Raw genomic sequence first — 24798 nt, forward strand, 5'->3', positions numbered from 1 at the left:
TCATCCTTTCAGGGCGGCGTCGATAATCGCCTTCGCGGCCTGAAACGCGGCCTCTATACCCATTTCTGACGTATCAAGCAAGTGCGCGTCTTTCGCAGGCTTCAAAGGGCTGTCGGCACGCCCCATGTCGCGCTCGTCGCGCTTTCGCACATCGGCAAAAATCTCGTCGAAATCTGCGGCATCGCCGCGGCCAACGATCTCGTCGTAACGGCGTCTGGCGCGCACTTCAGGCGATGCGGTGACATATAGTTTCACGGGTGCATCGGGGCAGACGACGGTGCCGATATCGCGCCCGTCGAGCACCGTTCCGGGCTTGCGCTTCGAAAACGCCTGCTGCGCTTCCACCAGCGCCCGGCGCACGGCGGGCATGACGGCGATCTTCGAGGCCGCTTCGCCAATCGCATGGGCCGAGAGGATTTCGCGGTCGAGGCCTGCAAGTTCAACGTCTCGCGCCATCGTCTCGGCAACGGCCTCGTCGTTGAGGGGCAGACCCCGGTCGAGCAGCGCCTTGGCCGCTGCGCGGTAGGTGAGGCCCGTATCGAGATGCTGGAAGCCGTAGGTTTCGGCGATCTGGCGCGACAGGGTTCCCTTGCCGGCTGCGGCAGGGCCATCGATTGCGATCACCAGTGGCGTAGTGTTGTCTGCAGGATTCATGTCAGGCGGGAGGCTCCGTAGCGGCGGACAAGATCGGCCATTGCGTTCTGACCGGGCATATCATCAAGGCCAGAGGCAACGCCTTCACGATCGCCGACCGGGCGGTTCTGACTGACCTTCCACTTTCCTTCGATCTCCGAGATCTCGATCTCGACACCGACGATACCCTTCAACTGGGCGGAAATGAAATCGTCTGGTGCATCGTTGACGGACCAGGGCATCGGCCGGCTGTTTTCATGCTGGCTGGTGATCGCCTCGATCTGGGCAAGCAGCCAGCCGGCGTCTTCGACGATGCGGGCCGGGCCGCGGGCCTGAACGATGGCGTAGTTCCAGGTGGGCACGACCTTACCCGTCTCCTGCTTGGTCTGGTACCAGGACGGCGTGACGTAGCTATCGGCACCCTGGAATACAGCAAGGACGCTCGCGCCATCGCGGATGTCTTTCCACTGGCTGTTCGCCCGGGCAAGATGCAACCGCAGCACACCTTTTTCGGCAGCTTCTCCATCAAGGTGAAACGGCACCGGATTGGCCAGCAGACCGGAATTTCCCGATGTGATCAGCATGCCCAGCGGATGGGCGCGGATCAGCGCATGCTGGGTGCCAAGATCGTCTTCGCGGAAATGCGGCGGTTGGTACATTAGCGTGCGCCTCAGGTCTTTCCTTCGATGTGGTTCTCGATCTGCGCGCCGAGACCGGTCATCAGATCCATGAACTCCGGAAAGCTGGTGGCGATGATCGAGGCGTCGTCGACCGTGACTTCGTGCTCGGATGCCAGACCGAGAACGAGGAAGCTCATGGCGATGCGGTGATCGAGATAGGTGATAACGGCAGCGCCGGACGCATTGCCGTAGCCTTTACCGCCTGGACGGCCGCGCACCACCAGCGTTTCCTTGCCTTCATCGCAATCGACGCCGTTCAGCTTCAAACCTTCGGCAACGGCCGAGAGACGGTCGGATTCCTTGACGCGCAGCTCCTCGAGACCGAGCATCGTCGTCGTTCCCTCGGCAAAGGCTGCGGCGACCGCAAGGACGGGATATTCGTCGATCATCGATGGTGCACGATCGGCGGGAACAGTGACGCCCTTGAGGTCGGAGCCGCGGACGCGCAGGTCGGCCACATCTTCGCCACCGGCGCTGCGGGCATTCATCACCTCGATATCCGCGCCCATTTCCTGCAGCGTCAGGATGAGACCGGTGCGGGTGGGGTTCATCAGGACGTTCATGATCGTCACATCCGAACCCGGCACCAGGATGGCAGCGACAAGCGGGAACGCGGTCGAGGACGGATCGCCGGGCACGTCGATCACCTGCCCCTTGAGATTGCCGCGACCTTCCAGCCGGATCGTGCGAACGCCGTCGGCATCCGTCTCGACGGTCAGATCGGCGCCGAAACCCTGCAGCATCTTTTCGGTATGGTCGCGGGTCATCACCGGTTCGATCACGGTGGTGACGCCAGGCGTGTTGAGGCCGGCAAGCAGCACCGCGGACTTGACCTGCGCCGAGGCCATGGGCACGCGGTAGACGATGGGGTTGGGCGTGCGCGGACCACGCAGCGTGACGGGCAGCCTGTCGCCGGCCATCGACGTCACCTGGACGCCCATCTCGCGCAATGGATCGAGCACCCGGCCCATCGGCCGCTTGGACAGCGAGGCATCGCCGATAAAGGTGGACTCGAAATCGTAGACGCCGACCAGCCCCATCGTCAGGCGGCAGCCGGTGCCGGCATTGCCGAAATCGAGAGGCGCCTGCGGTGCGAGCAGCGCTCCGTTGCCGGTGCCCTGGATGATCCACTCAGCGCCGACCTTGTCGATCTTCGCGCCCATGGCACGCATCGCCTTGCCGGTGTTGATGACGTCTTCGCCTTCCAGGAGGCCGGTGATCCGCGTCTCTCCGGCAGCCAGGCCTCCGAACATGAAGGAACGATGCGAGATGGACTTGTCGCCCGGGATGCGGACGGTCCCGGTGAGGTTTGTCGATCTTCTCGACTTTGCCGGTTTGAGGGCAATCCCATGCGACATGATCGGTCCTTGCTCGTATGCCTTTGATTTCCGCCGTCGTTATCACAAAGCAAAAGGCGGGTCATTAGCCTGCCTGCCAAGGAATTCAGGAAAAGTTAGTCTTTGACATGGAGCCCGCCAGGCCTTATGGGGACCGGCTTAGATTTTTCACCCATTGATTGCCGCTTTATGCGGCTTCGCCGACCTGTTCGGCCATCTCATGAGGCTTTGATAGTGGCTAAAGCGGAACTCGGAACCAAGCGCACCGACCCGGATACCGGCAAGAAGTTTTACGATCTGAACCGCGATCCCGTCGTTTCCCCCTATAGCGGCAAGTCCTGGCCGTTGTCGTTCTTCGCCGAAAACAGCGCCGCTGCAAAGCTGGAGCAGGCGGAAGAAGAAGATGTCGAGGAAGTCGACGTCGAGAACCCAACTGTCGAGCCCGTCGCAACCGACGACGCCGACGATGCGGCAACCGGCGACGACATCCCGGATCTGGGCGACGACGATGATGTCGATATCGGCGACGATGACGACAACACCTTCCTCGAAGCCGACGAAGACGATGAAGACGACGACGTAACCGGCATTGTCGGCGTTGGCGGCGACGACGACGAGAATTGATCTTTCGACCTAAAGCCCGGTAATTTGAAGAAAAATTGCCGGGCTTTGAAAAACAGGCTTGCACTCTCCGAAAACCGGACGTAATAAGCCGCCACTCCGGTCAGCATCGCTGCTTCGGAGTTCCCAAGGACCGGAACACCCGGACCACCCTGATGGGGCTATAGCTCAGCTGGGAGAGCGCTTGCATGGCATGCAAGAGGTCAGCGGTTCGATCCCGCTTAGCTCCACCAAATCTTTCTCGCAATAAACCGACTGCTGAATAGAGGCCGACAAAGCTTAATTCGCGAAGTACGCGGCTGTGCTGTGTGCAGCTTTGGTCTGATGGATCCGGGTGCGGCGGGCGGCGAGTTTGCGGGTTTTGTGGGCCGCGTGCCGAAAGCGCTTCTTGGTGCGCTCGACTTCGCGCAGATAGCCGAGATCTGAGGCCAGAACCTCGTCCTGGTACTGCTGGCGGCGAGCATCTGCGATCTGGCGAACCACCAGGGCGCCGGTCCCTGCGAGAGTGGCGACCGCTGCAATCATAATTAAAATTACCGTCATTGCCGTTTCCTCCATCCCCATAACGCGGAAGGAGCGCAAAGGTTCGCTTTCCCGCATTGGAGGTAGTGGAACACGAAACTGGTTACAGCCGATTTAAAGGTTAACCGATCGCCTGATCGTTTTCGTCGAACCGGTGCAGCGAGGCCTTGTCCGGTGTGGCAAAGACGATGTCGTCTGGACCATAGCGATGCTCGCCGAACAGACGGACCGTGATGAGGCCAGCTGTCTCGGTTTCGAGATAGAGGATGGTATCGGCGCCGAGGTGCTCGGCATGGACTACCTTGGCCTTCCAGTCGCCGCTTTCGCGCGACAGGGCGATATGCTCCGGCCGGATGCCGATGGTCTTGATGCCGCTTTCGGAAAGCGTTTCGCCCGGGATGAAGTTCATCTGCGGCGAGCCGATGAAACCGGCGACGAAGACGTTGGCCGGCTTGTTGTAAAGCTCCATTGGAGACCCGACCTGCTCGATCGCGCCGGCGCTGAGGACGACGATCTTGTCGGCAAGCGTCATCGCCTCAACCTGGTCGTGGGTGACGTAGATCATCGTCGCCTTCAGGCGCCGGTGCAGGCGGGCGATCTCGAGCCGCGTCTGGACGCGCAGCGCCGCATCGAGGTTGGAAAGCGGCTCGTCGAACAGGAAGAGTTTCGGTTCCCGCACGATGGCACGACCGATCGCCACGCGCTGGCGCTGACCACCCGAGAGCTCTGCCGGGCGTCGGGCGAGATAGGGATCGAGCGATAGGAGCGACGAGGCATTCGACACCCGCGTCTCGATCTCGGCCTTGTCCGTTCCGGCCTGCTTCAGACCTAGGCCCATATTGTCCTTCACCGTCAGATGCGGGTAGAGCGCATAGGACTGGAAGACCATGGCGATGCCGCGCTTGGCGGGCGGGGTCGTTGCCATTTCCTGGTCGTCGATCCGGATCGAGCCGGATGACGCATCCTCAAGGCCTGCAATGACCCGCAGCAGCGTGGACTTGCCGCAGCCGGAAGGGCCCACGAAGATGACGAATTCGCCATCCTGAACCTCGAGGTCGATGCCTTTCAGCACCTCATGATCGCCGAAGGCCTTTCGGATGGATTTCAGTTGCAGCGAACCCACGAGCGTTTTCCCACTTCTGTCGTTTGGTGCAATCGCGGACGCTGACCCGTCCGGTACGATTGCTTGCGTTGCTTTCAGAGATAGATCGGCTTGCCGGTGCGGGCGCTTTCATCCGCTGCGAGGCAGATGCGCAGCGACTGGACCGCATCATCCATGTGGCGGCTGAGATCGATATCCTCGCGGATCGCCTTCAGCATATAGGCCTGCTCGAAATCGCAAAGCTCCTGGTGGCCGGGTTCGCCGGCCATGGTCATATCCTCGTCGGGCCTGATGAACCTGCCGTCCGGACCGGTCTCGGCGCTGTGAAGGCGAATGACGGAGGTTTTGGTATGCGTGTCGATATCGTCGGACTTGGCATTGGGGTCCATGACGATGGAGACCGAGCCTTTCGGCGACATCACGTCCTTCACGAAGAACGCAGTTTCGGAGATCATCGGCCCCCAGCCCGCCTCGTACCAGCCGACCGACTTGTCATCGAAGATCACCTGAAGGTGGCCGTAATTATACATGTCGGGCGCGATTTCATCGGAAAGGCGCAGGCCCATGCCGCGCACTTCCACCGGCTTGGCATCGGTGATCTGGCACATGACATCCACATAATGCACGCCGCAATCGACGATCGGCGGCGTCGTCTGCATCAGCGCCTTGTGGACATCCCAGGTGGGGCCTGACGACTGCTGGTTGAGGTTCATGCGGAAGACATAGGGCGGGCCGAGCTTGCGGGCTTCGGCAATCAGGCGGATCCAGGACGGATGATGGCGCAGGATATAGCCGATCACCAGTTTCTTGCCCGCGGCCTTGGCGGCGGAAACGACGCGCTCGGCATCGGCAACCGTTGTTGCCAGCGGCTTTTCGACGAACACGTCGCAGCCAGCTTCGAAGGCGGAAACCGCATAGTCCGCATGGCTGTCGGAATAGGTGCAGATGGCGCAGAGATCCGGCTTCAGGTCGGCAAGGGCGGTCAGGAAATCGGCATGGATCTCGTAGCCGGCAAGGGCCGGATCGAGCGTCGGCTTCGAGCGGTTGACGAGACCGACGATCTCGAAGTCCGGATTGTTGTGATAGGCCAGCGCATGGCTGCGGCCCATATTGCCGAGGCCTGCGACGAGAACGCGGATCGGCTTTTCGGTTGAACTCACTTGACGGCTCCAGACGTGATGCCGCGGATCAGTTGCCGCGAGAAGATGACGTAAAGGACGAGGATCGGCAGGATGGCGAGCGACAGGGCTGCCAGCACCGCGTTCCAGTTGGTGACGAACTGGCCGATGAAGATCTGCGATCCGAGCGTTACCGTCTTGGTGGCCTCAGACGGTGCAAGGATCAGCGGGAACCACAGGTCGTTCCAGATCGGGATCATGGTGAAGACGGCAACCGTTGCCATGGCCGGCCTGATCAGCGGCAGGACCAGGCGGAAGAAGATCGCATATTCCGAAAGACCATCGATGCGGCCGGCATTCTTTAGGTCATCGGAGACCGAGCGCATGAATTCGGACAGGATGAAGATCGCAAGCGGTATCCCTTGCGCCGTGTAGACGAGGATCAACGCGGTGAGCGTGTTGACGAGGCCCGATGCGACCATGCCCTGCAGGATTGCAACCGTGCCAAGCCGGATCGGGATCATGATGCCGATCGCCATATAGAGCCCAAGAAGCGTATTGCCGCGGAAGCGATACTCGGACAGCGCAAAGGCCGCCATCGCGCCGAACAGCAGCACGAGAGCGATCGAGACGACCGTGACGATCATGCTGTTTTGGAAATAGCCGATGAAATCCGCCTGGCCGAGAACCGTCTGGTAGCCGATCAGGCTGAAGCTCGACGGTGTGGGAACCTGCATCGGATTGCGGAAGATCGAATTGCGATCCTTGAACGAGTTGATGATGGTGAGGAACACCGGAAACAGCGCGATCAGCGTGTAGGCGATCAAAGCCAGATGCACGAGGCCTGAGCGGATCGGTGAAGAGCGTGCCTTGTTGGACATGTCTGGACGCCCTCTAGAACTGGTAGCGGCGCATGCGCCGCTGGATGGCAAAAAGGTAAAACGAGACGCCGGCGAGAATGATGACGAACATCACCGCTGCGATCGTTGCCCCCATGGAGCGATCTCCGAGTTGCAGCTGGAAACCGAAGAAGGTGCGGTAGAGAAGCGTGCCGAGAATATCCGTCGACATATCAGGGCCCGCAAGCGCGCCCTGTACCGTGTAGACCAGATCGAAGGCGTTGAAATTTCCGACGAAGGTCAGGATCGAGATGATGCCGATCGCCGGCAGAATGAGCGGCAGCTTGATCTTCCAGAACTGGCTCCAGCCGGTAATGCCATCGCATTCGGCAGCTTCGACCACCTCTTCCGGGATGCTGAGCAACGCCGCATAGATCAGCATCATGGGTATGCCGACATATTGCCAAACCGAGATGAGGGAAACCGCAATCAGGGCTGGGCCGGACTGACCGAGCCAGGGCGCAAACAGCCATTTGGCGCCGGCAAGGCTCATCAGCCAGGGCGCAACGCCCCAGATCGGCGAGAGGATGAGCTTCCAGATAAAGCCGACGATGACGAAGGAGAGAAGCGTCGGGAGGAAGATGGCGGTGCGGTAAAAGGCGGCAAACCGCAGTTTCGGCAGTGACAGCAGTGCTGCGAGCGCAATGCCGATCGGGTTCTGCACGCACATGTGGATGGCGAAGAAGATCAGGTTGTTGGTGAGCGCATTCCAGAAATCGCGCGCCCAGCGGACATCACCGAAGAGGACCTGGTAGTTTGCAAAGCCGACGAAGGACTGAGCACCATCGACAGTGTTGTAGAACGAAAGCCTGAGCGTCTCGATCAGCGGCAGGATCATGATCGCCGTGTAGACCAGCAGCGCCGGCGCCATGAAGACGACGATATGCCAGCGGAACGGGCGCTTGATCGATACCGACTGCAGGGCAGATGAAGGGTGGATGTCGCTCATGGCTTTGCCTGTTTTCTTGTGCTTGCGCTGGCGCAGCATGATCACGATACCTCCCCCTTGAAGGGGGAGGTCGCAGCGAAGCTGCAGGTGGGGGTGACACCACACGCACAAGGATCACCCCACCCCGGCCCGTCGGGCCGACCCTCCCCATCAAGGGAAGGGGAAGCTTGTCACTTACCTGGCTTGTACCAGCTGTCGAGGCCCTTCTGGAGCTTTTCGGCGGCAACGGCCGGAGTATCGGTGCCGTTGATGACGTTGGCCGATTCGACCCAGGTCTCGTTTTCGAGGTTCGGGGTGCCGCGCGACAGGATCTGATAGGTCGAGCGGACCGTCGGCTTGTATTTTTCACGCCAGGAGACGAATTCCTGCGCCATCGGATCTGCCATCTTCACAGGCGACGAATTCAGACTGAAGAAGCCTGGAAGCGAATTGGCGTAGATCTCGGCAAATTCCGGCGAAGCAACCCAGGTCAGGAACTTCTTGGCTTCTTCCGGATGCTTGCTCTTGGTGTTCAAGCCAACGCCGATATCCGGATGGTCGGAGATGTAGCCGGTTTCGCCAGCCTTCAGGACCGGCGGCGGGAACGCGCCCATCTTGAACTGGGCCTGGCTGGTGAACAGCGCGATTTCCCACGAACCGGCTGGGAAGATCGCCGCGCGGCCGAGCGTGAAGAGGTTCTGGCTGTCGGCATAGGTCTGGGCTTCGAAACCGTCGCCGAGATAGGGCTTCCACTTGGCCAGCTCTTCGTAGGGCTTGACCCATTCCGGATCGGTCAGCTTCTGCTTGCCTTCGATCAGCGCCTTGCGGCCTTCCTCGCCCTTCCAGTAGTTCGGGCCGATGTTCTGGTAGCCCATCGTTGCGGCTTCCCAGAGATCCTTGGTTCCCATGGCAAGCGGAATGAACGTGCCGTCGGCCTTGATCTTGTCGAGCGCCGCGTAGAATTCTTCGTTCGTCTTCGGCACCGCGATCTTCAGCTGGTCGAAGGCGTCCTTGTTGTAGATGAAGCCGTGGATGACGGATGCCATCGGCACGCAGAAGGTGGACTTGCCGTCGTCTGTCGACCAGGCGGCCTTGGCGACCGGCGAGAAATTGCTCATGCCCGACAGGCTGGTGAGATCGACGAGCTGCTTCTTGTTGAAGAGTTCGAGCGAGGCATCGAACGGACGGCAGGTGATGATGTCACCGGCAGAGCCTGCATCGAGCTTGGCGTTGAGCGACGCATTGTACTCGGTCGGTGCGGTCGGCGAGAAGTTGAGCTTGATGCCGGGGTTCTTCGCTTCGAAGGCCGGGATCAGCTTTTCTTTCCAGATCGCCAGATCGTCATTGCGCCAGCTCTCGATGTTGAGCGTGACATCGGCCGCGGACGCTGCACCCGCGGACGCGAGCACCGTCGTGGCCAAAAGAATTGTTTTCAACAGGCTGTTCATGCTGTTCTCCCTTATTGGTTAGCGCCTTGCAGCGCGAGTCTCGGTCGTTTCCGTCATCTTCAGTTCCGCAAGTGCTTTCCTCAACACCTGATCGGAACGAATAAGCAGCGATTGTGCGGCGTCGATATCGGGGGCGCCTTCAGCCAGAAGCACGGCGATCTTCACCGATCCGTCCGCCACCTGCAGATATCTTACCGCCTCGTCGGCAGTCACGCCTGCGATATCGGCAACCATGCCGGCGGCGCGGGTGCGCAGCTTGGCATTGTCGGCGCGCAGATTGACCATGTGTCCATCATGCACGTGGCCGAGCTTGATCGCAGCCAGTGTCGACAGCATGTTGAATGCAAGCTTCTGTGCGGTCCCCGCGCCCATGCGCGTCGACCCCGCCACCAGTTCCGGCGGCGTTTCGAGAAGGACGGCCACATCGGCATGGTCAAAAAGGGGTGCATCGGGATTGTTGGCGAGTGCCACGACCTTTGCGCCACGGGCCCCGGCAATTTCGACGATCTTCAGCACGTAAGGGGTCGAGCCGCTTGCAGACACGGCGAGAACGCAGTCTCCCGCCGCAATGATCGCTGCATCCTGATCGGCCAGGGCGATATCATCCTCCGGCGCGCCCTGCAGGTCAGCCAGAACGGACGTTCCGCCGGCAAGAAGAAGAACGATCTGCTCGCGTGCAATGCCGTAGGTTCCGGGAAGCTCGAGCGCATCGGCCATGGCCATCAGGCCGGAGCTGCCGGCGCCTGCGTACACAAGCTTTCCGCCCATCTTCAGAGCCGAAGCAACCAGCTCCGCTGCATCGGCAAGAGCCGGGACCGCCGCATCGATGCTGGCTGCGGCCTGCTGCTGACCGGCAGCCAGAAGCCGAAGGATTTCGGTCGGGGCGCGCGTATCGAGCCCTTCCGTATTCCCGTGTCTGGCTTCGGTGGCTGTTTGGCTCATCCGTTTCTCCCTCACGCAAAATGATGCCAAAAAAATACCAATTGTCCAGCAGGAAATTAACGAAAGTTACCCACTGAGATACGGCAGCTGTTGCTCAGGACTAATAATCGAGTTTAAATAGCGTGTTAGCCGCGATCTGTCCGCATCAATAATTTCGCCCTTGGTAAATGGTATTTTTTTGGTATCATTCTTCGTGGAGGTATCCATGGCGGATTACGTGATAGGGATAGATGGCGGCGGGACAAGCTGCCGGGCAGCGCTGGCCGATATGAACGGCACCCTGCTCGGCCGCGGCAAGAGCGGTGCCTCCAATATCCTGACCGATCCCGACACCGCCCTCCGGCATATTGCTGAAGCCGCAGAGCTGGCGTTCGAAGATGCTGGGCTCACGCCGGATCTTTCATCCGCATCTGCAATCCTGGGTCTTGCCGGCAACAATGTCGGCGGCGCGGTGGGCTATGTGACCGAACGTCTCCCCTTTGCCAGATCGCAGATCGTTTCTGACGGCGTCATCGCCTTGCAGGGCGCGATCGGTGACGAAGACGGTGCGATCGGCATCGTTGGGACCGGGACCGTCTATATCATTCGCAGCCAGGGTCAGTTCAGATCCGTCGCCGGCTGGGGGTTTCAGGTGAGCGATCTCGGCAGCGGTGCAAGGCTCGGGCAGCTCGCGCTGCAGGAAACGCTGCTTGCCTTCGACCGGATAAGGCCGATGACGCCGCTCTGCGAGGCGATCCTGGCCGAGTTCGACAACAATCCGGAACTGATCGTCGATTTCGCGCGGCTGGCCAAGCCTGGCGACTTCGGTCGTCAGACTCCAAAGGTTTTCGACTATGCTCGCCGTGGCGACGAGACGGCTTTGCGGATCCTCCATACCGGTGCTGCCGGGATCGACGAAGCGCTCGATGCCGTCATGGCGCTGAGCGGCGACAAAGCAAAACTCTGCCTGCTTGGTGGCCTTGCACCGCTTTATCCTCGCTATCTTGCCGAGAGGCACAGGCTCCGTCTTTCCGAGCCGCGGGCCGACGCAATGACCGGCGCCGTCGAACTGGCCGTCAAGGCCTTTGCATCTGGAGCACGGATGGAGGCGTGCGCATGAGCGAGGCGCTGACGGCCATCTTGCCCCTCGACGGCCTGCAGTCCGGCGGCTCCGGCCCGCTTTATCTCAAGCTGCGCCAGAGCCTGGAAGATGCGATCCGGTCCGGCAAGCTCGGTCACGGCGACGCGCTTCCCGCGGAGCGGGATCTCGCCGACTATGCGAGCGTCAGCCGCGTCACGGTGCGCAAGGCCGTCGACGATCTTGTCCGGGACGGGCTTCTGACCCGCCGCCATGGATCCGGGACCTTCGTGGTAAAACCGCTGTCGCGCGTCGAGCAACCTCTGACCAAGCTGACATCGTTTACCGAGGACATGGCACGGCGTGGCCTGGTTTCCCGATCGGAATGGCTGGAGCGCGGATTGTTTCATCCCTCGCCCGAAGAGATGATGATGCTGGGTCTCGCACCCGGCACGATGGTTGCCCGGATCGGACGTTTGCGCTTTGGGAACGACATGCCGCTTGCCATCGAGCGCGCCAGCATATCGGCAGAATTCCTGCCCAACCCGGTATCGCTCCAGCAGTCGCTTTATGCGGAACTTGAAAAGAAGGATGCGCGACCGGTACGCGCCATCCAGCGGATCTCCGCGACCAATCTGAAAAAGATCGACGCCGGCCTGCTTGAAGTGCCCATCGAGGCGGCGGGCCTGTCGATCGAACGCGTTTCCTACCTGGCCTCCGGCCGGGTGGTGGAGCTTACCCGCTCGCTTTACCGGGGCGATGCCTATGATTTCGTGGCCGAGCTTTCGCTTGGCGACAGCTGATCAGACGAGGATGACGATGAAGACCCATATGCGCCAGGAAATCGACGAGATACCGGAGGCGACAGCCCGATTGCTCGACCGTTCGGCGGCAGACATTGCCAAGGCCGGCAAGGCCCTGCGCGACAAGGATCCGGCCTTCCTGGTAACGATCGCGCGCGGCTCCTCCGATCATGCCGCGACGTTCATCAAATATGCGATCGAGTTGACGGCGGGGCGCCCGGTTGCGTCGCTCGGACCATCGCTTGCCTCTATCTACGGCGCCAATCTGCAGCTTGGCGGTGGCGCGGCGATCGCCATCTCCCAGTCCGGCAAGAGCCCCGACATCGTCGCGATGGCGGAGGCTGCGACCCGGTCAGGAGCGGTCACGATTGCGCTCACCAATACGCTCCCGTCGCCGATCACCGAGGCATCGCTTTATGGGGTCGATATCAATGCGGGTCCGGAAATTGCCGTTGCGGCCACCAAGTCCTTCGTCAGCTCGATTGTCGCCGGCCTTGCCCTTCTCGCCGAATGGACCGGCGATGACGGACTGAAGGCGGCGGTTCGCGCCCTTCCCCGCCATTTCGATGAAGCCATCAAGCTCGACTGGAGCGCGTTTGCAAGCGAGCTCGGCGACGCTGATTCGCTCTACATGCTCGGCCGTGGCCCGGCGCTTGCAATCGCCAGCGAGGCTGCGCTCAAATTCAAGGAAACGTCCAACATGCATGCGGAGGCCTATTCCGCGGCTGAAGTCCTGCATGGTCCGGTGGCGCTCGTCGAAAAGCGCTTTCCGGTGCTGACATTTGCCGCACGGGACGCGGCGGAAGCTTCCGCGGTGCAGATCGCAGACAATTTCGCGGCCAAGGGCGCGCTCGCCTACGCGACCTCCGACAAGGTCACGGCTGCCCGAAAGCTGCCATTCGTCGCAACCGGCCATCCGCTGACCGACGCGCTGGCGCTGATCGTGCCCTTTTACGGTTTCGTCGAAGCCTGGTCGCGGTCCAAAGGGTTTGATCCCGATCAGCCGGCAGCCCTCAACAAAGTCACCGAAACCCTATGACCGACCTCAAGGCTCTGACTGCAAACCGCATCTTCGACGGCGCCGACTGGCATGAGAATGCCGCGGTCGTGTTTTCGAACGGCCGGATCGATCACATCCAGCCTTGGGTTTCGCTCGCACCTGAGATCGAGAGGATCGACGGTGGCGAGATCATCGCTCCGGGTTTTATCGACCTGCAGGTCAATGGCGGCGGTGGCGTGCTCCTCAACGAAGAGCCGACGGTCGAGGGTATCGCCACCATCTGCGCCGCGCATGCGAAGTTCGGGACGACGGCGCTGTTGCCGACACTGATCACCGACACGCCTGACATTTCCGCCCGGACCGTCGCCGCCGGCATGGATGCGAAGAACCGCGGCATTCGCGGTTTTCTCGGACTGCATCTCGAAGGTCCGCATCTGTCCGTTGCCCGCAAGGGAGCGCACGATCCCAAGCTCATCCGCCCGATGGAGGATCGCGACCTCGATCTGATGCTTTCCTGCAGACGGGCGCTCGATGTTCTGATGGTGACCATTGCGCCGGAAAGCGTGACACAAGAACAGGTCACAAAGCTCGCAGACGCCGGCATCATCGTCAGCCTCGGTCACACGGAAGCAAGCTACGATACGGCGGCGGCCTATGCCAAGGCCGGCATTCGCACCGTCACGCATCTCTTCAACGCCATGAGCCCGCTCGGTCACCGCGAACCGGGGCTGGTCGGGGCGGCGCTCGATACCGGAGCGCTTTATGCAGGCCTGATCGCCGATGGCATCCACGTCCATCCCGCGGCAATGGGGGCAGCGTTGCGCGCCAAAGCCGGTCCGGGAAAGATATTCCTGGTGACCGATGCGATGTCGACGATCGGGACAGACATGACATCCTTCACGCTCAACGGCCGCGAAATTCTGCGCAAGGATGGCCGGCTGACCCTTGCCGACGGGACACTGGCCGGCGCCGATATCGACATGATCTCGTCGGTTCGATACGTGCACCGCAATCTAGGCCTGTCGCTGGAGGAGGCCCTGCGCATGGCATCTGCCTATCCCGCGCAAGCTGCTCGCATCGAGAACCGGAAAGGCTTTCTGAAGCCCGGATATGATGCGGATTTCGTCGTGCTTGGCGCGGATCTTTCCATGAAAAGCACCTGGATTTCAGGAGAATGCGCGTACGCTTAAGGGCTGAAGGGCCTATCCCGCCAGCGGGAAATCGATCCGGACTTTCAAGCCTGTGCCGCCTGAGCCATCGTGAAGCGACAGGGCAGCGCCGTGAAGGCGGGCGATCTCTTCGACGATCGGCAGTCCGAGACCGGTGCCGGATGCATCGCCGCGGCCGAGACGTCCGAACCGTTCGAGCACGGTAGCTCGCTTCTCGGGCGGAATGCCCGGGCCGTTATCCTCCACCTCGAGCCGGGCCGTCTCGCCACTCCGTTCGATGCGGACGGTGACCTCCGTGCCGGAGCCCGCATGAAGGATCGCGTTGACGATCAGGTTCTTCACCAGTTCGCCGATCAGCAGCGGCTCGACATTGACTTGCGTTACGCCCTCTCCTTCGAAACCTAAGTCGATGCCGCGATCGGCGGCGCCCGGAACATGATCTCCCGTCAGGCCGCGGACGAGATCGGTGAGATCGAGCTTGCGGAATGCGGCCGAGCGCCCTGCCGCATCGATCTTTGCCATCAGCAGCAGTTGCGCGAGGATATGTTCGGCACCGGCGACCGCTTCATCCGCCTTGCGGACTGCGGTCTTTGCCGTGGCCAGATCGTCCGCCCGGTCCGCAAGTGCGAGCTGTGTGCGCACGATTGCGAGCGGAGTTCGGAGCTGGTGGCTGGCATTGCCGGTGAAGTGGCGCAGGGCATTCAACGCGCCTTCGAGCCGCACCATGAACGAATTGACGGTATCGACCAGGCCCTGAACCTCGTTCGGTACTCTTTCCCCGATCGGATGCAGATCGTCCGGGCTGCGTTCGGCGATCGCTTCGCTGAAGCGATAGAGGGGCCGCAGAGACAGCGTGACGGCGATCCAGACGATCACGGCGGCACCGATGATCATGAACAGGATTCGCAGCGCCGACCGGATCAGGATAGTGCGCGTCAGTTGTTCGCGGGCCATGGTGGTTTCGGCGACGGTGACGACGAAGGGCACAGACCGGATGCCGGTCGAGGCGGATCTGGCAAGGACGGCTACCCGGATAGGCTCGCCGCGAAAGCTGGCATTTTCGAACGCCACCGCCTGGCCTTCCCGGCGCGCGATGGAGGGAAGGTTCTGGTAGCCGGTGATGAAGGTGCCGGGCGGCCCGTCGACGCGGTAGAAGACCCGGTCCTGCGCGGCAGAGGTCAGCATTTCCAATGCCACATAGGGGATGTCGACCTCGAGCGCTCCGTCTTCCGCGACGATCACGCGCTCGGCGATCGCCAAGGCCGACCCCGCAAGCACGCGATCGGACACTTCATTGGCCGTATCGAGCGCCTCATCCCATGTGTCGAACATGGCGACGCCACCGATCAGCGCCGTCGAGAGAAGCAGCCACGCGAGGAGGCGGCGGCGGAGCGAATAGGCGGCTGTCGGCGTCATTCCGGAGAGGCCATTTTCTCGAGATAATAGCCAATGCCGCGCGCGGTCTTGACGGTCAGACCATAGACGGCAAGCCGCTTTCTTAGTCGGCTCACATACTGCTCGATCGCATTGGACGAGAGGTCGTCGTCGAAGCCTGTCAGCGAACGAATGATCGCCTCCTTGGAGACCACCTTTCCGGCCCGCATGAAGAGGAGTTCGAGAAGGGCCACCTCGCGCGCCGGGATATCGAGCGGCACGCCCTGGCTCGAAAAGGTTCGGGAGGTCAGATCGAAAGTGACGCCGCCATAGGTGATGACAGAGCTTCGAAGGCCCGCCTGGCGGCGAAGAAGGACGCGGATGCGCGCCTCGAACTCCGGTACGTCGAACGGTTTCGTCATGTAATCGTCGGCGCCGAGATCGAGGCCTTTGACCCTCTCTTCCGGCGTGCCGCGGGCGGTGAGGATCATCACCGCCGCCCGGTTCTGGCGGGCGCGCATGGCCTTCAGAACATCGAGACCATCCATTTCGGGAAGGTTCAGGTCGAGAATGACCAGATCGTAGCTTTCGGCGGCGACCGTTGCCTCCGCCGATGTTCCGTCGGCCACGAGATCGACCACATAGCCGCTGCCGCGCAAAATCGCGGCAAGGCCCGATGCCAGCGTCTGATTGTCTTCGACAAGAAGGATACGCAAACCGTCATTTCCCCGTTCCGGCTGACTCTTATCGCCGGGACGCGGGGTTGTCACTGGACAGAGCAGCGTCTGCCGATAGCGCGCCTAGCTGCGGCCGAGATAATCGGTCTTGCCGATGGGTACGCCTTTGTGGCGGAGGATCGCGTAGGCGGCGGTGAGATGGAAATAGAAGTTGGGCAGGGCAAACCCGAGAACGTAGTCGGTGGCTGTGAATTTCATCTCGCCGGACCGGGTCTTCAGCACGACCTCTGCCTCGTCGCGACCGGACATGCTGGCGGGAACGACGGTCTTCAGGAAGGCGACCGTCTTGTCGATGCGGGCATGGAGATCGGCAAATGTGACTTCGTTATCCTCCATCGCGACGTTTTCGAGCTGGCCGACGCGCACCGGGACGAACTTGGCCGTGTCGCTGGCGCGCTGGATCTGACCCGTCAGCGGCAGCATGTCCTCGATCAGGCGCGCTTCGAGAAGCTGGCTGTGGGGAATGCCCTTCTCGTCGGCCAAGGCTTCGGCCTTCTTCAGGATCTCGGAGAGATTGGCAAATCCACGGATAAAGGCCGGGACGGAGACGTCGTATAGGGAAAGCGACATGGTTGTGACCTCAAAGGGCTGGTGGGGAAATCGCCATTCACAGGTAATAACGGCGACCGGCAATACAACAGGGGAGCGGTAAACCGCGAGCCCTGCATTCCGGACGCCAGTGATGGATTTCCAACGGCTTGCCGCAAGCGCCCGGGTCGGGCATTCTTGCCCGCAATGAAAAAGCTTCTCCTCTGTCTTTGTCTCATCGCTGCGCCGCATCTGGCCGTCGCGGAAGTGCTGATGTTTCCTGCCCTTTCGGGCAACAAGGATGCGCCTGTCCTTACCGTCTATTCGTCGCTGGACGAGCCTCTTGCCAAGCCGATGATCACAGGCTTCCAGTCGTCCAACCCAGATGTGGCGGTGTCCTACGAGGACATGCTGACGGGAGAGATCTACGACAGGATCGTGCGGGAGACCGACGCGGGCCACAAGACAGCAGATTTCGCGTTTTCGTCGGCCATGGATCTCCAGGTCAAGCTTGCCAATGACGGTTACGCCCAGGCGAGCGACCTGCCGATGAGCGGGCGATGGCCAGAGTGGGCGAACTGGCGCAATACGGTTTACGCGCTGACCTTTGAGCCGGCCGTGTTCGTCTACAACAAGCCGAGTTTCAAGAACGAGGCGCCGCCTGCCACCCGCGCCGAGTTCATCGCGTTTCTGGCGCGCCAGGGTGACCAGGCGCATGGCCGCATCGGCACCTACGATATCGAACGCTCCGGTGTCGGCTTCCTGTTCATGTCGCGCGACCAGGAACAGTTCGGGGACATCTGGTCGGTGGTGCGGGCGATGGGCGAAGCGGGCGTCAAACTCTATTCGACAAGCGGCGCCATCCTCGAGAGGGTGGCGGATGGCCGTTTCCTGATGGGTTACAATATCGTCGGATCCTACGCCGCCGACTGGGCCTCACGGAACCCGAATGTCGGGATCGTCCTGCCGAAGGACTATACGGTGGTCATGTCGCGTATCGGGCTGGTGCCGCAAGCCGCTCAACGTGCCGATCTCGGAAAGCGCTACCTCGAATTCTTCATGTCGAAGGAGGGCCAGACGATTATGGCCCGCGAACTGCAGATCCCGGCCGTCAGTCCCGAAGTGTCCGGCAACAACACCGCAACGACGATGCGCGAGATGCTGGGTGGCCAATTGAAGCCGGTGCCCGTCAGCCTCGGGCTGATGGTCTATCTCGATCAGGTGAAACGGGCGCGGCTGATCTCGAAATGGAACGAGGTCTTGCGCCAGCAGTGATCAATTCTGGCGATTTTGAGGCATTTACCCTTGTCAAACAGACGCAGTCAGGGAAATGTCAGGTAGATGTCAGCTTGTTATGCTGCCTTAGAACCATTCGAGACCCGTTCGGAGGCGGACTCGATCGGTGACGGGAGGAGATCAACGGACGGCACCAGTCCGCTCAAATCGATCCTACCGTTGCGCCATCAAAGATTTCGTCCAAAAGGACGTCAACGGAGGACATACCCTTGAAACATTTTCTCATCGCATCTTTCCTCGCGGGCGCAGTCGCCTTCCCGGCCGTAGCGGCTGACTATTCGGTCATGGCACCGGCAGCGCCGGGCGGCGGCTGGGACCAGACGGCCCGCACCATGCAGGTCGCCCTGCAGCAGGAGAAGATCTCCAACCGCGTCCAGGTCATGAACGTTCCGGGCGCCGGCGGCACGATCGGCATCGCCCAGTTCGCCAGCCAGCAGAAGGGCAACCCGAACGCTCTGATGGTTGGCGGTTACGTCATGGTCGGCGCAATCCTCACCAACAAGTCGCCGGTAACCCTGAAAGACGTCACACCGATCGCACGCCTCACCGGCGAATACGAAGTGATCGTCGTCCCGACATCTTCCGACATCAAGACGATGGCGGATCTGGTCACCAAGCTGAAGGCTGATCCGGGTTCAGTATCCTGGGGTGGCGGTTCGGCTGGCGGCACCGACCACATCGGCGCTGGCCTCATTGCAAAGGCTGCCGGCGTAGACCCGACCAAGATCAACTACATCGCGTTTTCCGGTGGCGGCGAAGCGCTTGCCGCGATCCTGGGCAGCCAGGTGACGGCCGGCATCTCGTCCTACGGCGAGTTCGAATCGCAGATCAAGGCCGGCTCGCTGCGCCTGCTGGGCATTTCGTCCGACAAGAAGATCGACGGCATCGATGCCCCGACGCTGAAGGAATCCGGTCTCGACGTCGTGCTGCAGAACTGGCGCATGGTTGCCGCTGCTCCCGGCATTTCCGACGAGCAGAAGAAGACCATCACTGCCGACATCGAGAAGCTGGTAAAGTCCAAGACCTGGCAGGATAACCTGAAGACCAAGGGCTGGATGGACACCTACCTCTCCGGTCCGGCCTTCGATGAGCAGCTCGCCAAGGATATCGCTGCGACGGAAACCATCCTGAAGGACATCGGACTGGTCAAATGAGTTCTGAAAACACGACTACCGAACAGCGCCGCCCTGATTGGGCGGCGCTTGCCATTGCAGCCGTACTCGCGATCGTCGCCGCCGTCATCTTCATCGATGTGTCGCGGCTGACGAGTACGACTGGCTACTCGCCTGTCGGCCCCGCCTCCGTGCCCTACTGGATCGCTTTCGGCCTGATCGGCCTTGCCATCTGGACGGTCTTTGCGGCATTCCGTCGGGATTTCCCCGCGCGCGAACGGCAGGAATTCGGTCCCGTCGCCTGGGTTGTCGCCGGGCTTCTCGCCCAGATGATCCTGATCCGGTTCGTCGGGTTCTCGATTGCGACGGGCCTGCTTTTCGCTTTCGCCGCACGCGGCTTCGGTGCCCGTCGGCTGCATATCAGCATTCCGATCGGCATCGCGATCTGTCTCGCCATCTGGTACCTGTTTGCGGGCGTCCTGCAGCTTTCCCTTCCCGCCGGTCCGCTGGAAAACCTGCTCCTTTAACTTGGAGCCAGAGAGTTAATCCATGAGCACTTTCGAATTCCTTCTTCAGGGTCTGGCCTCTGCCGCAGAGCCGATGAACCTGTTTTACGCGCTCGTCGGCGTAACGCTCGGCACGATGGTCGGCGTGCTGCCCGGCATCGGCCCGGCAACCACCGTCGCGCTGCTTCTGCCCGTTACCTACCAGCTGGATGCGACCGGCTCGCTGATCATGTTTGCCGGCATCTATTACGGCGGCATGTACGGAGGATCGACGACCTCGATCCTTCTCAACACGCCAGGCGAAAGCGCCTCGATCGTGACCGCGCTCGAGGGCAACAAGATGGCCCGCGCAGGACGCGGGGGGCCGGCACTGGCAACAGCTGCGATCGGTTCCTTCGTTGCCGGCCTGATCGCCACGCTCGCGCTCGCCTTCGTTGCGCCCTATATCGTCAAGCTGGCGCTGGTGTTCGGTCCGCGCGAATATTTCGCGCTGATGGTTCTCGCCTTCGTCACAGTCTCCTCGGCTTTCGGAAACTCGACGCTGCGTGGCCTGACATCTCTGTTCATCGGTCTTGCTTTGTCGCTTGTCGGCATCGATCAGCTGACCGGCCAGAACCGCCTCTCCTTCGGCGTACCTGACCTTCTCGACGGCATCGAGGTCACGACCATGGCGGTTGCCATGTTTGCGATCGGCGAGACGCTGTTTATCGCCGCACAGGGTGCCCAGGCTCCCGACAAGGTGGAAGCGATCAAGGGCTCCGTCTGGATGACCGCCCAGGACTGGGCGCGCTCTTGGAAAGCCTGGTTGCGCGGGACCGTCATCGGCTTCCCGATCGGCGCAATGCCGGCCGGTGGTGCAGAAATCGGCACCTTCCTCTCCTATGCGACCGAAAAGCGTCTTTCCAAGCATCCCGAAGAGTTCGGCAATGGTGCGATCGAAGGTGTTGCCGGTCCGGAAGCTGCCAACAACGCATCCGCCGCCGGTACGCTCGTGCCGCTTCTGACGCTTGGTCTTCCGACGTCGGCGACCGCTGCCATCATGCTGGCCGGCTTCCAGCAATACGGCCTGCAGCCTGGCCCGCTGCTGTTTGTCACCAACCCGCAGCTGGTCTGGGGTCTGATCGCTTCGCTTCTCATCGCCAACCTGATGCTGCTGGTGTTGAACCTGCCGCTGGTCGGTCTGTGGGTGAAGCTGCTGACGATCCCGAAGCCTTGGCTCTATGCCGGCATTCTCGTGTTTGCGACGCTTGGCACGATTGGCGCCAATCCGTCGGTGTTCGAGCTTGGCATGCTGCTCGTCTTCGGTCTCGTCGCTTACATCATGCGCGTGTTCGACTACCCGATCGCGCCCGTGATCGTCGGCCTGATCCTTGGACCGCTGGCCGAGCAGCAGTTGCGCCGTGCCTTGTCGATCAGCCAGGGCGACGTGACGGTGCTGTTCACCTCGCCGATCGCCGCAGGCCTGCTGCTCGTGGCAGCGGCTGCCCTGATCGTACCGCTGGTGCTGCGCATGCGCGGACGCGGCAACGTGCTGAACCAGATGGCAGCCAGCGAAGACTGAGGACCTCAGCCTTCCCTCAACGAAACAAGCCCGGTCTTCCGAAAGGAGGCCGGGCTTTCTGTTTTGAAGGGAGTGTTGTGTCAGTGCCCGAACACGGACCAACCGGTTTCATCCGCCAGCATTTCGAGCGCCAGCGAACCGACCAGCGAATTGCCGTTCTGATTGAGACCTGGAGACCAGACGGCCACTGATGCGCGTCCCGGCGCCACGGCCATGATGCCGCCGCCGACACCACTCTTGCCGGGAAGCCCGACCCGATAAGCGAACTCGCCGGAGCCGTCATAGTGGCCGCAGGTCAGCATGAGGGCGTTGATGCGCCGTGCCCGCTGGCTTGAGACCACGGTGTGCCCGGTCATCGGGTTGCGGCCATTGGCGGCGAGGAATAGACCGGCCCGCGCCAGCTGGGTGCAGGTCATGGAGATGGCGCAGTGGTGGAAATAGACGCCGAGCACATGCTCGACCGGATGCGAGAGCTTGTTGAAAGAGCGCATGAAATTGGCAAGCGCAAAATTTCGGTAGCCGGTCGCTTCCTCGGATTTCGCAACCGACGGGTCGATCGCGATCGTTTCGTCATCCGCCAGATATCGGACGAAGCGCAGGATCTCCCCGATCGCCTCGCGCGGCGTATGGCCAGCAAGAACGAGATCGCTGACGGCAATCGCGCCGGCATTGATGAAAGGGTTGCGGGGCTTTCCGGCCTCCTGTTCGAGCTGGACAATGGAGTTGAAGGGAGAGCCCGACGGCTCCCGACCGACCCGGTTCCAGGTGGTTTCGCCATGCTTGCCGAGTGCGAGCGTCAGCGTGAAAACCTTCGACACGCTCTGGATCGAGAAGGGTTCGGCACAATCACCAGCGCTATGGACCTTGCCGTCGACGGTGACGACCGCCATGCCGAACTTGCGTGGATCGACATGGGCAAGCTGGGGAATGTAGTCGGCCACTTTTCCCTCGCCCAGCCGGCTCTGCAGCTTGGCGTGAATCCGGTCGACGATGGCCTGCAGATCGTCCGTCATTGCTCACACTCCGAGATATCGATCCTGCAACCCTGGTGTCAGTTCGGCTGGTGCGCCGATCCAGACGCTTCTGCCGTTTTCGAGGATGACGCACCGGTCGGCAACCGGCAAGAGCTCGGACAGCGTCTTGTCGACTAGGAGAATGGACAAGCCCTTCGTCTTCAACTGGCGCAACGCCTTCCAGATATCCTGGCGGATGACAGGTGCAAGCCCCTCCGTCGCCTCGTCGAGGATCAGCAGCCGCGGATTGGTCATCAGCGCGCGTCCGATCGCCAGCATCTGCTGCTCGCCACCTGAAAGCGATCTCGCCATCTGCGCATGCCGTTCCTCCAGACGGGGAAACAGGGCATTGATCTCTGAGACGGTCCATTCACCGGGTCTTGCGGCGGCGACCAGGTTTTCATGAACGGTCAGGTTCGGGAAACAGCGGCGGCCCTCGGGGACGAGCCCCACACCCAGCCGCGCCACCTTGTAGGGGGCCAGCTTGCCGGTGTCCTTGCCATCGAAGAGGATGCGGCCGGTTTTAGGGGCCAAAAGATTGCAAATCGACTTGATGGTCGTCGACTTGCCCATGCCGTTGCGGCCCATCAGGGCCACGACCTCGCCTTCCGCCACCGAAAATTCGACGCCGAATAGCGCCTGGCTGCTGCCGTAGTAGGTGGCGATATCCTGGACATCGAGCAGCATCAGGCATGATCTCCGAGATACGCGGTGCGCACCGCCGGATCGCGCCTTATATCCTCCACCGTGCCGGTTGCGATGATGCGGCCATAGACCAGAACCGATATCCGGTCGGCCAGCGCGAAGACGGCATCCATGTCGTGTTCCACGAGCAGGATCGGCGCTTCCTGGCGCAGCGTATCGAGAAAACCGGTGAGCCTTTTCGAACCCTCCGGCCCCATTCCCGCCATCGGCTCGTCGAGAAGCAGAGCCTTCGATTGCAGGGCCAGCGCCATGGCGATCTCAAGCTGGCGTCGCTCGCCGTGGGAAAGCTCGGCCGCCGGCAGCCGTGCTCGGTCGGAGAGGCCGACGCGCTCGAGGATCGCCATTGCAGGATCGATCAGCGATCTGTCGCGCATCACAGGTCGGAAAAAGCCGAAACTCGATCCTTGCTTCGCCTGGACCGCCAGCATGACGTTACGCAGCGCCGAAAACTCGGGCGCGAGCGACGATACCTGAAACGTGCGACCAAGCCCCCGTCGGGCGCGAGCGGCAGCACTCAGTGCGCCGATGTCTTCACCCGCGAGGCGGATCGTGCCGCTATCCTGCTTGAGCGTGCCGCAGATCTGGTGAATCAGGGTCGATTTTCCGGCACCGTTCGGGCCGATCAGTGCGTGGATTTCGCCGGGCTTCAGGTCGAGCGTGATGCCGTCGGTGGCACGAAGTGCTCCGAAACTCTTAACGAGATTGTCTGTCTGGAGAACCGGCTCAACCATGTTTCGTCTTTCCGGCAAGCAGGCCCAGCAATCCGCCGCGGGCAAAGAGCACCACGCCGAGAAGGATGAGACCGAGGAAGAACTGCCAGCGTTCGGTTAGGCCACCCAGCGCGAACTCGAACGCCACATAAAGCGCTGCACCGGCGAGCGGCCCGAAAAGCCTGCCGGTGCCGCCGAGAATGATCAGCACAATCAGTTCGCCAGACATGTGCCAGGCAAGCATGGACGGGCTGACGAAGCGGTTGAGATCTGCGTAGAGCGCGCCGGCAAGGGCCGTGATCATGGCCGAGATGACGAAACCTGCGAGCCGGATACGGTAGTGGTCAATGCCGAGGGCGGCGACGCGGATCTCGTTCTGGCGGGTGGCAACCAGCGCCGCACCGAAACGCGACGCGCGGATCAGCGCGAAAAGGCCGATGCCGGCCAGAAGCACGGTGTAAGCGACAAAGAAGAAATTCAGCGGGCGCATGGTGTTCGTGCCCGGAAACTGGTTGCGCACCGCGATCGAAAGCCCGTCCTCGCCGCCGTAAGCCGGCCAGGATATCGCGAAATAATAGACCATTTGCGCGAAGGCGAGCGTGATCATTATGAAATAGACGCCCGAGGTCCTGAGGCTGAGCGCCCCGATCGCCAAGGCAACCAAACCGGCTGCAATGACGGCGACAAGCCAGATGATCGGCATCTGCGCCGTGCCCGGCAGATCAAACAGAAGCGGTTCGCCTGATAGCGCGTGGCTCGCAAGAATACCGGCGGCATAGCCTCCGATGCCGAAAAAGGCCGCGTGGCCGAACGACACCATGCCGCCGAGGCCAAGCGCAAGATTGAGGCCAAGGGCTGCCAGCGCCAGAATGGCGATCCGGGTCGCAAGGGTCACATAGAACGGCTGGCCGAGCGCGCTCGCGATCAAGGGGACGGCGAGCAGCAGGACGGCGAGCGTGAGATTGACTGCGTTTTCGCGGGTCAGCACCATCGTTGA

Annotated in this window: 26 protein-coding genes and 1 tRNA gene; 10 read left to right on the top strand and 17 right to left on the bottom strand. The window is 61.6% G+C overall.

What is annotated here, in order from left to right:
- The 3 genes from cmk to aroA are packed head-to-tail and all read right to left on the bottom strand — an operon-like array spanning position 1 to position 2671.
- Positions 1–654 (bottom strand): (d)CMP kinase, encoded by a 654-nt coding sequence (gene cmk / locus BLW69_RS18430; protein WP_092664003.1) that lies wholly within the window; start codon positions 652–654, stop codon positions 1–3.
- The gene (locus BLW69_RS18435) at positions 651–1292 is read right to left on the bottom strand and encodes an FMN-binding negative transcriptional regulator (RefSeq protein WP_092664005.1); all 642 of its coding nucleotides are present in this window, start codon (positions 1290–1292) and stop codon (positions 651–653) included. Before BLW69_RS18435 ends, cmk begins: the two co-directional genes overlap by 4 nt.
- A gap of 11 nt (positions 1293–1303) precedes the next feature.
- A complete protein-coding gene (aroA, locus tag BLW69_RS18440) occupies positions 1304–2671 on the bottom strand; it encodes a 3-phosphoshikimate 1-carboxyvinyltransferase (RefSeq protein ID WP_092664007.1) in 1368 nt (455 codons plus the stop codon).
- A gap of 213 nt (positions 2672–2884) precedes the next feature.
- Here aroA and BLW69_RS18445 point away from each other — a divergent pair, with 213 nt between their 5' ends.
- Both BLW69_RS18445 and BLW69_RS18450 read left to right on the top strand, forming a co-directional pair.
- Complete coding sequence (locus tag BLW69_RS18445) at positions 2885–3274, top strand: TIGR02300 family protein (RefSeq protein ID WP_062454214.1); 390 nt, start codon at positions 2885–2887, stop codon at positions 3272–3274.
- 154 nt (positions 3275–3428) lie between these two features.
- Positions 3429–3504 (top strand) — tRNA-Ala (locus BLW69_RS18450).
- A gap of 46 nt (positions 3505–3550) precedes the next feature.
- Here the strand turns inward: BLW69_RS18450 and BLW69_RS18455 are convergent.
- From BLW69_RS18455 to BLW69_RS18485, 7 genes are all read right to left on the bottom strand, one after another.
- Positions 3551–3814, bottom strand: a complete 264-nt coding sequence (locus tag BLW69_RS18455; RefSeq protein ID WP_139283902.1) for a hypothetical protein — start codon at positions 3812–3814, stop codon at positions 3551–3553.
- A gap of 100 nt (positions 3815–3914) precedes the next feature.
- On the bottom strand, positions 3915–4916 hold the full coding sequence (locus BLW69_RS18460) for an ABC transporter ATP-binding protein (protein ID WP_092664009.1): 1002 nt from the start codon (positions 4914–4916) through the stop codon (positions 3915–3917).
- Positions 4917–4990: 74 nt separating this feature from the next.
- The gene (locus BLW69_RS18465; RefSeq protein ID WP_092664011.1) at positions 4991–6055 is read right to left on the bottom strand and encodes a Gfo/Idh/MocA family protein; all 1065 of its coding nucleotides are present in this window, start codon (positions 6053–6055) and stop codon (positions 4991–4993) included.
- Positions 6052–6894 (bottom strand): carbohydrate ABC transporter permease, encoded by an 843-nt coding sequence (locus BLW69_RS18470; RefSeq protein ID WP_092664012.1) that lies wholly within the window; start codon positions 6892–6894, stop codon positions 6052–6054. Before BLW69_RS18470 ends, BLW69_RS18465 begins: the two co-directional genes overlap by 4 nt.
- A gap of 13 nt (positions 6895–6907) precedes the next feature.
- Complete coding sequence (locus BLW69_RS18475) at positions 6908–7861, bottom strand: carbohydrate ABC transporter permease (RefSeq protein WP_092664145.1); 954 nt, start codon at positions 7859–7861, stop codon at positions 6908–6910.
- 170 nt (positions 7862–8031) lie between these two features.
- A complete protein-coding gene (locus BLW69_RS18480; protein WP_062454219.1) occupies positions 8032–9288 on the bottom strand; it encodes an ABC transporter substrate-binding protein in 1257 nt (418 codons plus the stop codon).
- 18 nt (positions 9289–9306) lie between these two features.
- Complete coding sequence (locus tag BLW69_RS18485; protein ID WP_092664014.1) at positions 9307–10230, bottom strand: N-acetylmuramic acid 6-phosphate etherase; 924 nt, start codon at positions 10228–10230, stop codon at positions 9307–9309.
- A gap of 205 nt (positions 10231–10435) precedes the next feature.
- Here BLW69_RS18485 and BLW69_RS18490 point away from each other — a divergent pair, with 205 nt between their 5' ends.
- Genes BLW69_RS18490 through nagA form a run of 4 tightly spaced genes read left to right on the top strand, consistent with a single transcriptional unit; the run spans position 10436 to position 14280 of the window.
- Positions 10436–11329 carry a glucosamine kinase nucleotide-binding domain-containing protein gene (locus BLW69_RS18490; RefSeq protein WP_092664016.1) on the top strand — a complete coding sequence of 298 codons (894 nt, stop codon included), beginning with the start codon at positions 10436–10438 and terminating at the stop codon, positions 11327–11329.
- Positions 11326–12090 carry a GntR family transcriptional regulator gene (locus BLW69_RS18495; RefSeq protein WP_092664018.1) on the top strand — a complete coding sequence of 255 codons (765 nt, stop codon included), beginning with the start codon at positions 11326–11328 and terminating at the stop codon, positions 12088–12090. The genes BLW69_RS18490 and BLW69_RS18495 overlap by 4 nt, the downstream gene beginning before the upstream one ends.
- A gap of 10 nt (positions 12091–12100) precedes the next feature.
- Entirely contained in the window at positions 12101–13129 is a 1029-nt protein-coding gene (locus tag BLW69_RS18500; protein WP_244508880.1) for an SIS domain-containing protein, read from the top strand.
- Complete coding sequence (gene nagA / locus BLW69_RS18505; RefSeq protein WP_092664022.1) at positions 13126–14280, top strand: N-acetylglucosamine-6-phosphate deacetylase; 1155 nt, start codon at positions 13126–13128, stop codon at positions 14278–14280. The genes BLW69_RS18500 and nagA overlap by 4 nt, the downstream gene beginning before the upstream one ends.
- A 12-nt stretch (positions 14281–14292) precedes the next feature.
- Here the strand turns inward: nagA and BLW69_RS18510 are convergent, their stop codons facing one another.
- The 3 genes from BLW69_RS18510 to BLW69_RS18520 all read right to left on the bottom strand — a co-directional run bounded on the left by BLW69_RS18510 (position 14293) and on the right by BLW69_RS18520 (position 16940).
- Positions 14293–15675 (bottom strand): sensor histidine kinase, encoded by a 1383-nt coding sequence (locus BLW69_RS18510; RefSeq protein ID WP_092664024.1) that lies wholly within the window; start codon positions 15673–15675, stop codon positions 14293–14295.
- The gene (locus BLW69_RS18515; protein WP_062454226.1) at positions 15672–16349 is read right to left on the bottom strand and encodes a response regulator transcription factor; all 678 of its coding nucleotides are present in this window, start codon (positions 16347–16349) and stop codon (positions 15672–15674) included. The genes BLW69_RS18510 and BLW69_RS18515 overlap by 4 nt, the downstream gene beginning before the upstream one ends.
- 84 nt (positions 16350–16433) lie before the next feature.
- Positions 16434–16940 carry a DUF1993 domain-containing protein gene (locus BLW69_RS18520; RefSeq protein ID WP_092664025.1) on the bottom strand — a complete coding sequence of 169 codons (507 nt, stop codon included), beginning with the start codon at positions 16938–16940 and terminating at the stop codon, positions 16434–16436.
- Positions 16941–17105: 165 nt separating this feature from the next.
- On the opposite strand from BLW69_RS18520, the gene BLW69_RS18525 reads away from it, so the two are divergent.
- The 4 genes from BLW69_RS18525 to BLW69_RS18540 all read left to right on the top strand — a co-directional run bounded on the left by BLW69_RS18525 (position 17106) and on the right by BLW69_RS18540 (position 21373).
- Entirely contained in the window at positions 17106–18173 is a 1068-nt protein-coding gene (locus tag BLW69_RS18525) for an ABC transporter substrate-binding protein (RefSeq protein WP_092664027.1), read from the top strand.
- 230 nt (positions 18174–18403) lie between these two features.
- Entirely contained in the window at positions 18404–19348 is a 945-nt protein-coding gene (locus tag BLW69_RS18530; protein WP_062454229.1) for a Bug family tripartite tricarboxylate transporter substrate binding protein, read from the top strand.
- On the top strand, positions 19345–19833 hold the full coding sequence (locus BLW69_RS18535; RefSeq protein ID WP_062454230.1) for a tripartite tricarboxylate transporter TctB family protein: 489 nt from the start codon (positions 19345–19347) through the stop codon (positions 19831–19833). Before BLW69_RS18530 ends, BLW69_RS18535 begins: the two co-directional genes overlap by 4 nt.
- 22 nt (positions 19834–19855) lie before the next feature.
- A complete protein-coding gene (locus BLW69_RS18540) occupies positions 19856–21373 on the top strand; it encodes a tripartite tricarboxylate transporter permease (RefSeq protein ID WP_062454231.1) in 1518 nt (505 codons plus the stop codon).
- Positions 21374–21453: 80 nt separating this feature from the next.
- Here the strand turns inward: BLW69_RS18540 and BLW69_RS18545 are convergent, their stop codons facing one another.
- From BLW69_RS18545 to BLW69_RS18560, 4 genes are read right to left on the bottom strand one after another with little or no spacing between them, the layout of a single operon-like run.
- The gene (locus BLW69_RS18545) at positions 21454–22386 is read right to left on the bottom strand and encodes a glutaminase (RefSeq protein ID WP_092664029.1); all 933 of its coding nucleotides are present in this window, start codon (positions 22384–22386) and stop codon (positions 21454–21456) included.
- A gap of 3 nt (positions 22387–22389) precedes the next feature.
- Positions 22390–23076, bottom strand: coding sequence for an ABC transporter ATP-binding protein (locus BLW69_RS18550; protein ID WP_092664031.1), 687 nt, complete (start codon positions 23074–23076; stop codon positions 22390–22392).
- The gene (locus BLW69_RS18555; RefSeq protein WP_092664033.1) at positions 23073–23822 is read right to left on the bottom strand and encodes an ABC transporter ATP-binding protein; all 750 of its coding nucleotides are present in this window, start codon (positions 23820–23822) and stop codon (positions 23073–23075) included. The genes BLW69_RS18550 and BLW69_RS18555 overlap by 4 nt, the downstream gene beginning before the upstream one ends.
- Complete coding sequence (locus BLW69_RS18560; protein WP_092664035.1) at positions 23815–24792, bottom strand: branched-chain amino acid ABC transporter permease; 978 nt, start codon at positions 24790–24792, stop codon at positions 23815–23817. Before BLW69_RS18560 ends, BLW69_RS18555 begins: the two co-directional genes overlap by 8 nt.
- Positions 24793–24798: the final 6 nt, after the last annotated feature.

Source organism: Rhizobium sp. NFR12, assembly GCF_900108545.1.
GTDB classification, from domain to species: domain Bacteria; phylum Pseudomonadota; class Alphaproteobacteria; order Rhizobiales; family Rhizobiaceae; genus Neorhizobium; species Neorhizobium soli.